Raw genomic sequence first — 13,722 nt, 5'->3', positions numbered from 1 at the left:
GAGGCAACCGCGTGACTATTCGTAATAAAAAATCGATACCCACCAAAGTTGCCAATGCCATGTCAGGGCGACCCACCAAAGTGCCTGTGCTCAAAGTCACTGCCCCTAAAATTAATGCGTCAAAGCGTCGTAGTGGTGCATCACGCCAAGGCAGCATTGAAGAAGATGCCATTCGCTTTAAGTCCATTTGGATAGCGATGGGGCTGGTATTTGTGGCGATTTTTGGGCGATTGGCATACATCCAAGTCATTAATAAATCCTACTATCAAGGTAAAGGTAATTCGCTCATTACCACCGTCAAAAAAGAGCCGTCTTACCGGGGCATGATCACCGACCGTAATAACATGCCGCTTGCGATTTCAGCGCCATTAACCTCGGCGTATTTTAGTCCGCATGATTATGCGGTGGAATACTATGAGCTCAAAGGGCGCCAGCAAGAATTGCAAAAGTCTAAACCGAGTAAATCAGTCAGTCGCGAGCTTGAGCGCGTTGCAAAACGTTTGCAGAACATGGACTTAGCCAAACTTTCGGCATTGACAGGCATTAGCGTCAGCGAATTTAAAAATGCGGTGCGTATCAATGACAATATCAATCTTGCCGATAAAGAGGCGGTAAAAGCTGTATTGCCCACAGGCGCAGGGTCGCATTATTTTCCATTGATGAAAAATGTGCAACCTGAAGCAGCACAGCCGCTCATTGATGCCAATTTTGCTGGGGTCAGTACCGACACGTTTTATCAGCGCTACTACCCACAGCCACAGCCGAATGCCCAATTATTAGGCTTTATGGCGCGTACCAACATGACAGATGGCACGCACTACCAAGGGCAAGCTGGGGTAGAGCGCGTATTTAATGATATGCTATCGGGCAAAGATGGCGAAGTCATGGTCATGCGTGATGCCAAAAACAACAGCATTAAAGAAATCGAACAAGTCAAACCTGAAGTCGCTGGTAAAGATTTACAATTAACCGTTGATTCACGGCTACAATATATTTTGTACCAAGAGCTTGAAAAAGTCGGGCGTGTGCAGCAGGCGCGTTGGGCAGCGGGCATGATTGTCGATGTCAACTCGGGTGAAGTGATGGCGATGTCCAACTGGCCGTCGTTTAATGCCAATGACTTAAATAGCTTATCCAATGAAAACCAGCGTAACCATGCCTTGATGGATGTATTTGAACCCGGTTCGGTGATGAAACCTATCACTGTTGCCACGGGTTTAAAGTCAGGACAGTACAATGCCAACTCGCTGGTTAATACCAGTCCAGGGAGCATGGTGGTGCAAGGGCATACTATTCGTGACCATGGCAATTTAGGCACTATTAGTCTGCGTACTCTACTGCAAAAATCGAGTAATATCGGCTCAGCAAAAATTGCCCTTTCTTTGCCTGCCACCGTGATGAGTGATACGCAAAAAGCCTTTGGGTTTGGCGCAAAAACCAACCTAAAATTACCCGGTGAGTCCGCAGGTTTAGTGCCAACGCCTGAGCAAAATGAAATCGCACGCCGCGCAACTGTGTCGTACGGTTACGGTTTGCAAGTCACACTAGCGCAGCTTGCGCAAGCTTACAGTGTGTTAGGTGCAGGGGGTGTGATGCATCCGTTGACGATCCTTAAAAGTACCCGTGATAACGCGCTCAATAGCAGTAGTACCAATAATGTCTCCGTCCCTTTTGCCAAACCTGCCGCCAAGCAAGTCATCAAAACCAGCGATGCACTTACCATTGTCGATATGATGACGTCAGTCACTGAGCCTGGTGGTACGGCAACCTTAGCTGCCATCGACGGCTATCGTGTGGCGGGTAAAACCGGTACGGCAAGACGCACCAACCCCAAAGGCGGTTATTACAACGATCAATACCGCACCGCGTTTGTCGGTATTGCCCCTGCTTCCAACCCACGTTTTGTGGTCGCCATCATGGTTGAAGACCCGCGTGTTAACAAATTTGGTGGTTTGGTTGCAGCACCCGTGTTCCGCAGTGTGATGAAAGAAGCTTTGCGTTTGTACAATGTGCCGTTTGACAAGCCGCTATCGGGTAAAGAAACCACTACCACCAGCATCGAAAGTGTCAATGACTTATAACAACCCTATGGAAAAAGCTATGATTACGTTGCAACCGATGATGTCTACGCTATCGCTACCAGAAAGCGTGCGACAACTGTTAAACCCTGTCATGAATCAACCATTTGGGCAGTTTGTGGTCGATAGCCGTCAAGTGGGTCAGGGCGATGTATTTGTATTGCTAAAAAGTCAAAACGCGACCGACAGCCTAGATTTGGAAAAAGTTGCAGGTTATCTTGCCCAAGTCGCAAACAAAGCGGCGTTTGTGTTATCAGAAATTGATGTATCCGCGATCCAATCGCAGTTTATGTTGCCGATTATTTATTTGCCCACCATTCGTGATTTTTTAGGTTCTTTGATTCAAACCAGTTTGCAACAGCAACATCCTACCAAGCTACCTGCGGTCATCGCGGTGACAGGCACCAATGGCAAGACCACGGTAAGCCAACTGGTCGCCCAACTCATCAGTCAATCGGGTATCAAAACTGCGGTCATGGGCACGGCAGGTAATGGGGTTTTGCCAAATTTGACCCCAAGTACCCACACCACCCTAGAAGTCTTTAATCTGCAACATGCGATTGATGATTTTGCCAAGCAAGGCGTACAAGCCTTAGCCATTGAAGCCAGCTCTCACGGATTGCACCAGCAGCGGCTGCAAGGCGTACCCATCAATGTGGCGATTTTTACCAATTTAAGTCGTGATCATCTCGATTATCATACTGACATGGATGATTATGCGCAGGCGAAAGCGCGACTGTTTGCTAAAGCACATTTTCCCACCCTCACTCACGCGATTATTAATTTAGATGATGAATTTAGTGAATTGATGATTGAGGCAGCCAACGCATCCCATTTAACCGTGTGGACGTATAGCTTGACCAATGACCAAGCCGATTTTTTTGCCAAAACCATCCTGCCTAGTTTGCAAGGGGGTGATTTGACCATTGCTCTTTCAAAAGCTGTCACGCCACAAGGTGAATTAACGGTGAGCAGTCCATTGTTAGGGCGATTTAATGTGGCCAATTTGTTGGCGAGTATCGCAGGCGCCTTAGCGTTATCGCAAAGTGCCGCGATGGGATTGAGTGTGGCGCAAATCCAAGCGGCAGTGCCAACGCTTCGCGGTGCCACAGGTCGTATGGATCGGGTGCCATCGACCAGCAGCTGTTTTATCGTGGATTATGCGCATACGCCAGATGCGCTAGAGCAGGTGTTGACCAGTTTAAAATCGCACTGTACAGGCGAGCTTTGGGCGGTATTTGGCTGTGGTGGTGACCGTGATAAGGGGAAACGTCCACTAATGGCGCAAGCAGGACTTCGCCTAGCTGACAAAGTGATTTTGACTGCTGATAACCCACGCAGTGAAGACCCCAACGCGATTTTGAACGATATGCAAGCGGGCATGACTTGCCAGCAGCACTATCAAGCCATTATCGAGCCAGACCGTCAAAAGGCCATTGAATATGCAGTGCAGCATGCCAAGCCTAGCGATATCGTGGTGATTGCAGGCAAAGGGCATGAAACCTATCAAGAAATCAAAGGGGTACGCTACGACTTTGATGATAAAGTGGTGGTAAAAAACGCCATTGAAAAATTTGGCAAATAACTTAGCCTAGCATCATGAAAAAAATCTACCTAATCCGTCATGCCCAAAGCGAGTCCAATGCAGGGCAAGCGGTGCGCCCCAATCATGCCATCAATCTTACTGACGTTGGCAAGGCGCAAGCGCAAGCATTGGCGGATTGGCTCACTGACCATATCAGCGAGCCAGTCACCGAGATTTTTGTATCCCAGTATCTTCGCACCCAGCAGACGGCTCAGCCTTATCTACAAAGCACTAAGCGCGCAGCCACTGTCATCGATGAATTGCACGAATTTAACTTTTTGGATTTTGCCACCATCAAGGATTTGTCATTTGATGACATCCGTGTGATTGCCGATGATTTTTGGCAACAGCATTCTGCGCACCGAGCCAGTGAGGTGACGGACAGTTTTGAGCATTTCGTAGCGCGGGTACAAAAAGTGCGTGCGTATTTTGATGCCTTGCCCGATGGCACCTATCTAATATTTACCCACGGCATGTGGATTGGCATGCTTATCTGGCAAATGCTACTTGGCGATAGCCCGCGTCTATATAATATGAAAAAATTCCGTGAGTTTGAACTGGCAACGCGCCCCAAAAATTGCGAAGTGTTGTTGCTCGCTCCTGCAGGAATCAAGAAAGTATGGGTGCGTAATGATGGGCAAGATGACGAGATTCGCTAGTAATAAACTATAAAGAGACCCCAATAAAGAGACCCGAATAAAGAGACGACAATGACTGCATATATTTGGCAATCTGCCAACTTGACCGAAGCGGTAAAAGATCTAAACCCAACCTTTCACAGTGATTTTACCCAGACATCCACAAGAATTATCACCGACACCCGCAAAATCGAACAAGGCGATATCTTTTTAGCCATCCAAGGCGATAACTTTGACGGACATGATTATGTAAAAACTGCTAAAGATAAAGGTGCGGTCTTAGCAATTGTCAGCCGTGCAGTCGAAAGTGACTTGCCGCAACTCGTAGTGACTGACACCAAACTGGCACTCGGCAAATTAGGTGCTTACCGCCGTGACCAACATCCCAATCTAAAAGTTGTCGCGATTACAGGCTCGAGCGGTAAAACCACCGCCAAAGAAATGCTTGGCAGTATTTTAAACCGTATTGCGCCGACACTTATCACTCGCGGCAATCTCAACAATGATTTGGGCGTGCCGATGATGCTACTAGAGCTGACCGATGACCATCGCTATGCCGTGATGGAGCTTGGCGCCAATCATGTCGGAGAGATTGCTTATACCACCCAGCTTGTCAAACCCGATGTCGCTTGTGTGCTCAATATCGGCACTGCCCATTTGGGGGAGTTTGGCGGGCGTGATAATATCGCCAAGACCAAATCTGAGATTTTTCAAGGATTAAGTGACACAGGTACAGCGATTGTGCCATTTGGTGATGATTATTTTGATATGCTACTCAATAATGCGCAACAATTTACCCAAAATATTCTAACCTTTGGCGAGCGTGACGTGTGCTTGGCGGATGCTGGCGTGGATATGCAACAAGCCAAAGAAATTGGCTTAACAGATGAAGATACGGTGCTACTGATGGGCGATGTGTTTGCCGATGATGTGGAAGTCGGTAATACCAGTACCTTTAGCCTAAATTTCAATTTTGAAATTGATGAAATCGAAAGCCAAAACGTCAGCTTAAACTTTGCAGGTGAACACAACATCAGCAATGCCTTAGCCGCCGCGGCCTGTGCTCAAGCTTTGGGGCTGTCGATTGATGATATCGCCAAAGGACTCGATGCCGCCAAACCTGCCAAAGGTCGACTCAATTTTATTGAGTTTGGTAAACATACTTTAATTGATGACACTTATAATGCCAATCCCAGTGCCGTCCTTGCTGCCACCCAAGTGTTGGTGAGTCAAGGTGCGCCCACCATGTTGGTGTTGGGCGATATTGGTGAGTTGGGTGATGCCGCGCAAGAGGAGCATCGCAAGCTCGGTGAGGCTATTGCCGCCTCGGGCGTGACTGTGCTGTATACGGTGGGGGAGTTAACGCCTGTTACCGTCGCGCAAGCGCAGGCATCTGGCATGCAAGCACAGGCATATCCAGATAAAGCCACCCTACTTGCAGCGATCAAAGATAAGCTGACGAGTAGTGATGACGCATGGCATATCTTGTTTAAAGGCTCGCGCTATATGATGATGGAGCAGGTAATTGACGAGTTAACCCGTCAGCCATCCTAACTACAAACAGAACTTTCATCAGCCATTTGATAAAAATTGGCTGATTTTTTGTGAATTTTTACTTAAAATAGTCAACTTTTCATGATGGGTTTTTGATGATGAGTCAACGTGAGACAGTTTTTATAGACGGTTTTCATAGCGATTTTTCATTTATCCTATCATGATAATGACAGGGATCTTAAGCCCCTTTTTTTACCCAGAACCCCCTAAGGAGTCCACTCGTGCTATTGTGGTTATTTGAATGGCTAAGCCAATTTTATTCCCCATTTTCGGCTGTGTCATCGCTGACCTTACGTGTTTTATTAGCGGTGCTGACTGCGCTGGGTATCAGTATGGTGTTTGGTGGACGCGTCATTGAACGGCTGCGTGCGCTCAAATATGGACAAGCCATTCGTAACGATGGTCCACAAAGTCACCTTGCCAAAACAGGCACACCCACCATGGGCGGGATTTTAATTTTAGGCAGCATTTTGGTGACCACGCTATTGTGGGCGAATTTAACCAACCCCTACGTATGGATTTTGCTGGTGGTGTTGGTGATTTTTGGCGCGGTGGGCTGGGCAGATGACTGGCTAAAAATCAAATATAAAGATCCAAAAGGCTTGATTGCACGCAAAAAATATTTTTGGTTGTCGGTTGGCGCTTTATTTGTTGGTGTGTCCTTGTACTGGATTGCCAGTCAGCAGCCGCATGTGGCGACAGCTCATGCCATGCAAGATTTACTTATTCCGTTATTTAAAAACGTGTCAATTCCTTTCTCCGCTGTACCATTCGGTTTGGCGTTTATTATCTTTACTTATTTTGTGATTAATGGCACCTCAAATGCAGTTAACTTAACCGATGGTTTGGATGGTCTCGCCATTTTTCCTGTGGTGTTGCTCGCCGCAGGCTTAGGGGTGTTTGCTTATGTGTCAGGGGATTTTCGCTTTGCTGAATATCTCCACGTGCCCTATATTGCTTATAATAGCGATGTGACAGTGGTGTGTGGCGCCATGGTTGGGGCGGGCTTAGGGTTTTTATGGTTTAATGCGCATCCCGCCCAAGTGTTTATGGGTGATGTTGGTGCATTAGCCTTGGGCGCGATGCTTGGCACCATTGCTGTGATGACGCGTCAAGAGATTGTGCTGTTCATCATGGGTGGTTTATTTGTGGCAGAAGCGGTATCGGTCATGCTACAAGTAGGCTCTTACAAACTTCGTAAAAAACGCATCTTTCGCATGGCGCCGCTGCATCACCATTTTGAAGAAGGCGGCTGGAAAGAAACCCAAGTGGTTACCCGTTTTTGGATTATTACCATTGTCTTGGTTATTTTAGGGCTGATGACGTTAAAACTTCGCTAACTTTGCTACGTTCGCTAACGGCGCTTTGCATCAATTGGGTTTTTAACAGCTTTTTTGAGATATTTTTATGGTGGCATTGCCTTCGACATTTTCTGCAAATTTTCGCTGCCCGATTTGCCAAAGTCCGCTAAAGGTGGGTGAAAAAGTTTGGCAATGCACCGGTGAAAATCCGCAGCAGCGGCAACATAGCTTTGATGTCGCCAAACAAGGGTATGTGAATCTACTGCCGGTGCAAAATAAGCATAGCAAAAACCCCGGTGATAGTGATGAGTCGATTATGGCGCGTCGTCGTTTTCTGCAAGCGGGGTTTTATCAGTCGCTGCAAGATGGGCTGTATGACTTTTGCAAAGGGCTATTATCCTCCCAACCGTCGGTAAATTGGCTGGACATTGGCTGTGGCGAAGGATATTACACTGAGCGATTTTTACAGCTTAACCCAAGTAAGTTAGTCGCGCTTGATATCAGCAAACCTGCCGTACTCGCCACTGCCAAACGACTTAAACCGATTAGCACGACCACGCAAAAATATTGCTTAGTGGCATCTGCTTCGCAAGTACCATTGGCCAGTCAGTCGGTGAGTATATTGACCAGTATTTTTAGCCCGATTTTGGCGGATGAATTTCATCGGTTGGTCAGCGATCAGGGCTTTGTAGTGATTGCCAAGCCTGCCGTCAATCACTTGATTGAGATGCGTAACGGGTTATTTGAACAAATCGTAGCGCACGACTCAGACAAATTTATCGATAAATTAGCACCGTATTTTGAGTTGGTCAAGCAAACGCGGGTGGAAACCACGATTTCGCTTACCGCTACGCAGTTACAAGATTTATTGACGATGACGCCTTATGCATTTCGGGCGCAGCCAGCCAGACGTGAGGCACTAATCGACCGCTGCGAGCAGGCAGGGTCAATGTGCTTTACGACCGATTTTATGATTTATGGGTTTCAAAAAATTTGTTTGTAAAAAAAGCGCCCGTCAGTGGGCTATTTTTTTACCTTACAAACAGCCCTAAGCGCGCGGATGATGCTGCTGATGCAGCTGTTGCAGTCTTGCCGTAGCCACATGGGTATAGATTTGGGTGGTTGATAAATCGCTGTGACCCAATAACATCTGTACACTGCGCAAGTCAGCGCCGTGATTGAGCAAATGGGTGGCAAAGGCATGACGTAAGGTATGCGGAGAAATTTCGCTTTCGATGCCGGCTTGCTTGGCGTAGCGTTTAATGACATACCAAAAGTTTTGGCGGGTCATGTAGCCGCCTTGTTGGGTCAAAAATACCGCTTGGCAGCGACTTTCTCGCCCATTTTTCATGATACATAATTGCGGTCGCGCAAGAGTCAAATAATCGGTCAATACATCAATCGCCACTTCGCCAAGAGGTACCAGCCGCGTCTTATCACCTTTGCCGGTAACCTGTAACCAGCCAGCATTGAGATTGACTTCACTTAACGATAGATGAATAAGCTCAGAGACACGTAGTCCGCAGGCATAGAGCACTTCAAACATGGCTTGGTCACGCATGCCCAAAGGGGTCGATGTATCTGGGCTGGCAAGTAGGGCATCGACATCACTTTCGGATAAATCTTTGGGCAGCGCGCGCCCAAGTTTTGGGGTCTTGATATGCTCACACGGGTTGTCATCACGCTGATTGGCGTTGATTTGCCATAAGAAAAACTGTTTAAGCGATGATAAGGCACGCGCTTGGCTGCGTGCTGTTTTACCTTGTTTATAGAGCGCTGCTAGGCAAGCTAACACGTCACTGGCGTCCCAACGGGTGATGGCTTTGCTACAGGTGGCTTCACACAGCATCAAGTCACGAATATAAGCATTGCGCGTATTGGTGGCAAGTCCCCGCGTCAGCAACTCTTGGCGGAACTGCTGAATATAACTGGGCTCATCATGAAGGTGTAAGGCTTTGACTTGGCGAGGTTGGCGCGCGGCGACTTGGGACATAAATGACTTGAAATCTCGGAATAAGGGGGCGTTTTTTTAACCAGCTTTTTTCTTAATCCAGTAATGATACACATTGGCATACGGATCAGGGTTTTGGTGTTGTTGCGGGTTTATGATGTCTTGCTGCTCGATAAGTTCATGCCCCAGATGACGACAAAAATTGGGGATATCGCGCGTGGTCGCAGGGTCAGTGGCGATGACATGAATCACCTCTCCCGACTGCGCTTTACGAACGGTTTTATGCAGTAGCATAATCGGCTCTGGGCAAATCAGCCCTTGGGTATCGAGTTGGTAATTGGCATCAGGCATGTTGAGTCTCTGTTTTTTGAGTTTCTGTTTGTCGACTTTCTTGGATAAAATTAAAAAAACGGGTTAAATTGGCTTTAAACATAAACGCCACCCCAATCCAGGCGGCTAGGGCGACATAGCTACTGATAACAAACAAGCCAAATCCCATACCGATACACAGCGCAAGCATGCTCGGCTGGCTTAAACGGTAACGGTATAAAATAAACGCCACATAGCAGGATAGCGGTATGGTGAGTCCAACGAGTCCGTAAGGCACCCAATGAAATAAAGTATAAATCGTTTGACTGTCCTTAAACTGTGACAAGCTCTTTAGGGTACCAAATAATAAAAATAGCGCAATTGCCAAATAAACCAGATAAATGGACCATTTGTTAAGTCGCTGTGCGTGCTCAATCAAACCAAGAACAGGTGCCGAAAAGCCTTTGGTCGTTGGCGTAGCAGGCGCATTTAATTGAGTCATGATAACAGCGCTCCTTCGCCACTTCTAAGCCAACTGCCAAGCATAATTGCCGAGGCGATACTATCAATCGGCTCTTTGTCACTTTTGATTAGACCATATTCCCAAGCCAAATTTTTGGCTTCACGGCTAGTTAAGCGCTCATCCGCCAAAATAATCGGGCGTGGTCGATGCGCTTCCTCGAGCTGGTGTTTAAGCCTACGAGCAAATTTTTTGGCACGATTGCCAAGCTCAGATGCAGTGCCATCCATATTCAGCGGCAAACCAATGATGATGGTGCTCACTTGCCATGACTCGATAATTTTTAGCAATTCATCCCAATTGGGTTTGCCATTATCCATTTTAAACTGCATCAACGGGCTTGCGGTTTGGGTTAAGGTATTGCCCAAAGCGATACCCATTTTTGCGATGCCAAAATCAAGCCCCATCACCGTTTCGATAGTGTGGGTGTGATGGGTATCTTGCGGCTTATTTAGGTTAAGCATGCCCGATATCCGTACTCAGTTTGTTAAAATCAACGCCCAGCTGGTTAGCGGCGACTTGCCAGCGAGTCTGATGGTCGATATCAAACAATAGCCCCATTGATGCCGGCAAAACAAACCAATCGCCTTGGTTAATTTCTTCTTCTAGCTGCCGTTTTCCCCAGCTGGCATGACCCAAACAAAGCTCAAAATGCTCAACGCCTTGACCATTGGCGATACTTTGTAAAATATCCTTGCTAGTGGTGATACAGACGTTTTCGGTAATGGCAAACGAAGATACCCAATCTGGCTGTCCCGTATGGAGCACAAACCCAACTTCTGGGTTCATAGGACCTCCATCTAAGGGTAATTTTCGGTGCAAGTCAGTGATGGTCACATCAATATTTAATTCTTCAAACAATTTGGCGACGTTGCTGGTTTCGATGGGTTTGTTAATTACTAGCCCTAACGTGCCTTGTTGGTCTTGACGGCAAATATAGACCAAAGATTGATAGAAAATCCCGCCGTCAATATTGGGCGAGGCTATCAAAAAATGGTTGGTAAGATTTTGGTTTTTTGACATTCAGTGGCATACCTAATTAAAAGCGACTTAAAAGCGGCAAACATTAAAAACAATAAACATTAAAAGCGACAGGCGATATTAAATTAACTGACACGGCGACTTGCTAGCAAACTGCGCGCGTGTTTGAGCGTGTCTTCGGTGATATTGACCCCGCCCGACATCCGCGCTAATTCCTGCACTTGGTCATCGCCCGACAGGATTTTTAAGTGAGACTGGGCTTTCTCTTGCTGGGTCTTATACACCAAAATATGCTGATGGGCTTGTGCCGCGACTTGCGATTGGTGAGTGATCGCAATGATTTGTTGTTCTTCACCCAGTTCACGCAGTAACTCGCCCACCACTTGCGCCGTGCCACCACTGATACCCACATCTACTTCATCAAATACCAATAACTGACGGGTGGTGGTTGCCATATCGGTGGTCGTATTACGGCAAACCCCTTGTGCATCAATGACTTGCATGATAAGCGCTAGCCGTGATAATTCACCGCCTGAGGCGATTTTGTGAATCGGTTGCATCGGCATACCGACATTGGCACTAAATAACAGTTCAATTTGCGATAACCCGATACTTTGCGGTTTATCAAGCGGGGTAAATTCAAATGCTGCCTGCACATTGGGCAATGCCAATGCTTTTAACCGTGCAACTAGGGCTTCAGCTAACGTCGTGGCATTGGCTCGGCGACTGTCATCCAACGCTTGGGCTTTTTGCAAGTAGACTTGATAAGCTTCTTCAATTTGCTCTGCCATCGCTTCAGGCGACATCACCGATTGCAAATCATCTAATTGCTGTTGCCAGGCTTGGCTGTCTTCAACAAGGCTTTCAGGGGTGGTGTGATATTTCCGCGCCAGTCGATGGAACGTTGATAACTGCTCATCAAGTAGTGCTAACCGCTTGGGGTCAAGGCTTTGCCCTTCCGCATAATTGCTCAGGGTGCTAGCCACTTCAGTGATTTGGGTATATGCTGAATACAACTGTTCAACACAATCCGCATAGGTTTGGCTAAGCTCGGTCTGCGCTTCACACAGTTTAATCGCCCGATTAAGCAGGCTTATCACATCGGGCTCATCGCTGTCATTATCGAGTAATTGCACCGACAAGGCGGCTTGCTGCATGAGGTTTTCAAGGTTAGATAATTCATCGTATTCAGCTTCAAGTTCACTGTATAAGACAGTGGCAATTGGCTCGATATCGGCTAATTGATTGGTCAATAGCTGAATTTGCTGCTGGCGCAATTGCTCGTCTTTGGCGTGCTGCGCGGCTTGTGATTTAAGGCGTTCGTACTGCAAAAAAGCCTGTTTCACGTCGTTTGCTTGGCTGTTTAATCCCGTAGCGCTATCCAGCCATTCCATCACAAATTGCGGACGCAGCAAACTTTGCTGGGCATGTTGGCTGTGAATATTGACCAGTAACCCACCTAAAGTTTTAAGCTCATTCATACTAATGGGCATGCCATTGAGCCAAGCTTTACTACGAAGCGTACCGTTTTGGTTAGCAAGTTGCCGACGAATCAGCAGCGTATCGTCTTCAAATGGGTAATTTTGCTCGCTCAGCCATGCCATGACGTCGGGTAATTGACCGATATTAAATTCTGCAAAAGCGTCTGCCGTGGTCTGTCCATGCCGAATCAAACCTGCGTCACTACGACCACCCACGCACAAGGTCAAGGCGTCAAGCAATAGTGATTTACCAGCACCTGTCTCGCCAGTGATAATGTTAAATCCAGCATTCATCTCAATCTCAGCATTGGTGACGAGGGCTAAATTTTGTAAGGTTAACTGTGTCAGCATATCAATCCTATCATTGACGTTAAGAGTGGCACATTGGCGGTCAAATTTGCAAAAACTTTATTGTAACCTGGTCATGAAAAGCTCACAATAATCCTAGACAAGTCTTCAAAAATCAGTAAAAATTCCATCTAGCTGTTTCACACTAAACAATAGCATAATTGGGACAATTACAAAATAAGCAACGCAAAAATCCAAATTTCCGTCAGCTGGCTATCTTTGATGGGTATCTGTGTCTAGCAATCTTCGCCTAGTCAAGTTGAGGGCGGTTTCATCGATTGTGATAAAACATAGGTTGTTATAATAGATTGTCATAAAAGTTGACTAAATTTGATGCTATCCTATTGCTCTAAACAACGTCTGCATAAGGATAACGGAACATAATTTTTTATCAACCGTTAACAATCTATCGGCAATAGCATTGGCTGATTGCGACAAGTCACGGACTGCGTTTGATTATAAAGCCCATTTGTCGACTAAAAAAAGCGGGTTGCCGCAAAACGACCTGCCAATCTTTATAATTCTTTATAATTCTTTATAATAAGGCAGCGTTATCAAGTCAACTGACTGTGTATTTTAAGGAGAATATCATGACGTCACCTAATCGTTTCGACCATGTATCGGTAGAAAAAATAGCGAATGTTTACTATGAAGGTCGTACTTTTAGTCGGACCGTTTGGTTTGAAGATGGACGCAAAAAAATGCTAGGAATCGTGCTGCCTTGTGATGCCGATGTGCCAGCCTATGAATTTAAAACCGACTCATCTGAACGTATCGAAATTTTGGCAGGCGAGTGTGAAGTCAAACTGGCAGGCGAGGAAGAATTTACTTATTACCGTGCCGGTCAAGCATTCTTGGTAGAAGGGCATAGCAGTTATGAGCTACGTAATGAAGCAGTGGTGCAGTACATTTGCCACCTAGAAGGCTAGCGGATAATATACAAGGATAGGGGCAAGGCAAATATAAAATCGAAGAA

The 13,722-nt window shown here is 46.5% G+C and carries 13 protein-coding genes; 7 read left to right on the top strand and 6 right to left on the bottom strand.

All coding sequences use genetic code 11. The annotated features are described in order from the left end of the window. Window positions 1-11: 11 nt before the first annotated feature. The 6 genes from RT422_RS09075 to RT422_RS09050 all read left to right on the top strand — a co-directional run bounded on the left by RT422_RS09075 (window position 12) and on the right by RT422_RS09050 (window position 8,159). The gene (locus RT422_RS09075) at window positions 12-2,081 is read left to right on the top strand and encodes a penicillin-binding protein 2 (protein WP_313422027.1); all 2,070 of its coding nucleotides are present in this window, start codon (window positions 12-14) and stop codon (window positions 2,079-2,081) included. 19 nt (window positions 2,082-2,100) lie between these two features. Then, on the top strand, window positions 2,101-3,663 hold the full coding sequence (locus RT422_RS09070) for a UDP-N-acetylmuramoyl-L-alanyl-D-glutamate--2,6-diaminopimelate ligase (RefSeq protein ID WP_313422026.1): 1,563 nt from the start codon (window positions 2,101-2,103) through the stop codon (window positions 3,661-3,663). 14 nt (window positions 3,664-3,677) lie between these two features. Then, the gene (locus RT422_RS09065) at window positions 3,678-4,322 is read left to right on the top strand and encodes a histidine phosphatase family protein (RefSeq protein ID WP_313422025.1); all 645 of its coding nucleotides are present in this window, start codon (window positions 3,678-3,680) and stop codon (window positions 4,320-4,322) included. A gap of 51 nt (window positions 4,323-4,373) precedes the next feature. Then, the gene (gene murF / locus RT422_RS09060) at window positions 4,374-5,855 is read left to right on the top strand and encodes a Mur ligase family protein (RefSeq protein WP_313422024.1); all 1,482 of its coding nucleotides are present in this window, start codon (window positions 4,374-4,376) and stop codon (window positions 5,853-5,855) included. 221 nt (window positions 5,856-6,076) lie between these two features. Then, window positions 6,077-7,195 carry a phospho-N-acetylmuramoyl-pentapeptide-transferase gene (gene mraY, locus RT422_RS09055; RefSeq protein WP_313422023.1) on the top strand — a complete coding sequence of 373 codons (1,119 nt, stop codon included), beginning with the start codon at window positions 6,077-6,079 and terminating at the stop codon, window positions 7,193-7,195. 67 nt (window positions 7,196-7,262) lie between these two features. Then, on the top strand, window positions 7,263-8,159 hold the full coding sequence (locus RT422_RS09050) for a putative RNA methyltransferase (protein WP_313422022.1): 897 nt from the start codon (window positions 7,263-7,265) through the stop codon (window positions 8,157-8,159). A 45-nt stretch (window positions 8,160-8,204) separates the two neighbouring features. Here RT422_RS09050 and xerD read toward each other — a convergent pair whose 3' ends face one another. The 6 genes from xerD to recN all read right to left on the bottom strand — a co-directional run bounded on the left by xerD (window position 8,205) and on the right by recN (window position 12,749). Then, window positions 8,205-9,149, bottom strand: coding sequence for a site-specific tyrosine recombinase XerD (xerD, locus tag RT422_RS09045; protein ID WP_050324894.1), 945 nt, complete (start codon window positions 9,147-9,149; stop codon window positions 8,205-8,207). Between the two features lie 36 nt (window positions 9,150-9,185). Beyond that, window positions 9,186-9,458, bottom strand: a complete 273-nt coding sequence (tusA, locus tag RT422_RS09040; RefSeq protein ID WP_050324895.1) for a sulfurtransferase TusA — start codon at window positions 9,456-9,458, stop codon at window positions 9,186-9,188. Next, window positions 9,451-9,918 carry a hypothetical protein gene (locus RT422_RS09035; protein WP_219331978.1) on the bottom strand — a complete coding sequence of 156 codons (468 nt, stop codon included), beginning with the start codon at window positions 9,916-9,918 and terminating at the stop codon, window positions 9,451-9,453. Before RT422_RS09035 ends, tusA begins: the two co-directional genes overlap by 8 nt. After that, window positions 9,915-10,400 (bottom strand): Holliday junction resolvase RuvX, encoded by a 486-nt coding sequence (gene ruvX, locus RT422_RS09030; RefSeq protein ID WP_313422021.1) that lies wholly within the window; start codon window positions 10,398-10,400, stop codon window positions 9,915-9,917. The genes RT422_RS09035 and ruvX overlap by 4 nt, the downstream gene beginning before the upstream one ends. Next, window positions 10,393-10,959 (bottom strand): YqgE/AlgH family protein, encoded by a 567-nt coding sequence (locus tag RT422_RS09025; RefSeq protein ID WP_313422020.1) that lies wholly within the window; start codon window positions 10,957-10,959, stop codon window positions 10,393-10,395. The genes ruvX and RT422_RS09025 overlap by 8 nt, the downstream gene beginning before the upstream one ends. A gap of 83 nt (window positions 10,960-11,042) precedes the next feature. Next, window positions 11,043-12,749 carry a DNA repair protein RecN gene (recN, locus tag RT422_RS09020; protein ID WP_313422019.1) on the bottom strand — a complete coding sequence of 569 codons (1,707 nt, stop codon included), beginning with the start codon at window positions 12,747-12,749 and terminating at the stop codon, window positions 11,043-11,045. A 587-nt stretch (window positions 12,750-13,336) separates the two neighbouring features. Here recN and RT422_RS09015 point away from each other — a divergent pair. Beyond that, on the top strand, window positions 13,337-13,675 hold the full coding sequence (locus RT422_RS09015) for a pyrimidine/purine nucleoside phosphorylase (protein ID WP_007115041.1): 339 nt from the start codon (window positions 13,337-13,339) through the stop codon (window positions 13,673-13,675). Window positions 13,676-13,722: the final 47 nt, after the last annotated feature.

The organism is Moraxella sp. CTOTU49803 (assembly GCF_032097965.1).
GTDB classification, from domain to species: Bacteria; Pseudomonadota; Gammaproteobacteria; order Pseudomonadales; family Moraxellaceae; genus Faucicola; species Faucicola tetraodonis.
Note: the sequence above shows the minus strand (reverse complement) of the source record. Positions and strands in the feature narration are given on the sequence as shown.

Bases quoted from the DNA above. Each gene is read 5' to 3' on its own strand.
- RT422_RS09070 (WP_313422026.1), top strand. From the start codon at position 2,101: ATGATTACGTTGCAACCGATGATGTCTACGCTATCGCTACCAGAAAGC.
- RT422_RS09065 (WP_313422025.1), top strand. From the start codon at position 3,678: ATGAAAAAAATCTACCTAATCCGTCATGCCCAAAGCGAGTCCAATGCA.
- murF (WP_313422024.1), top strand. From the start codon at position 4,374: ATGACTGCATATATTTGGCAATCTGCCAACTTGACCGAAGCGGTAAAA.
- RT422_RS09050 (WP_313422022.1), top strand. From the start codon at position 7,263: ATGGTGGCATTGCCTTCGACATTTTCTGCAAATTTTCGCTGCCCGATT.
- xerD (WP_050324894.1), bottom strand. From the start codon at position 9,149: ATGTCCCAAGTCGCCGCGCGCCAACCTCGCCAAGTCAAAGCCTTACAC.
- tusA (WP_050324895.1), bottom strand. From the start codon at position 9,458: ATGCCTGATGCCAATTACCAACTCGATACCCAAGGGCTGATTTGCCCA.
- RT422_RS09035 (WP_219331978.1), bottom strand. From the start codon at position 9,918: ATGACTCAATTAAATGCGCCTGCTACGCCAACGACCAAAGGCTTTTCG.
- ruvX (WP_313422021.1), bottom strand. From the start codon at position 10,400: ATGCTTAACCTAAATAAGCCGCAAGATACCCATCACACCCACACTATC.
- RT422_RS09025 (WP_313422020.1), bottom strand. From the start codon at position 10,959: ATGTCAAAAAACCAAAATCTTACCAACCATTTTTTGATAGCCTCGCCC.
- recN (WP_313422019.1), bottom strand. From the start codon at position 12,749: ATGCTGACACAGTTAACCTTACAAAATTTAGCCCTCGTCACCAATGCT.
- RT422_RS09015 (WP_007115041.1), top strand. From the start codon at position 13,337: ATGACGTCACCTAATCGTTTCGACCATGTATCGGTAGAAAAAATAGCG.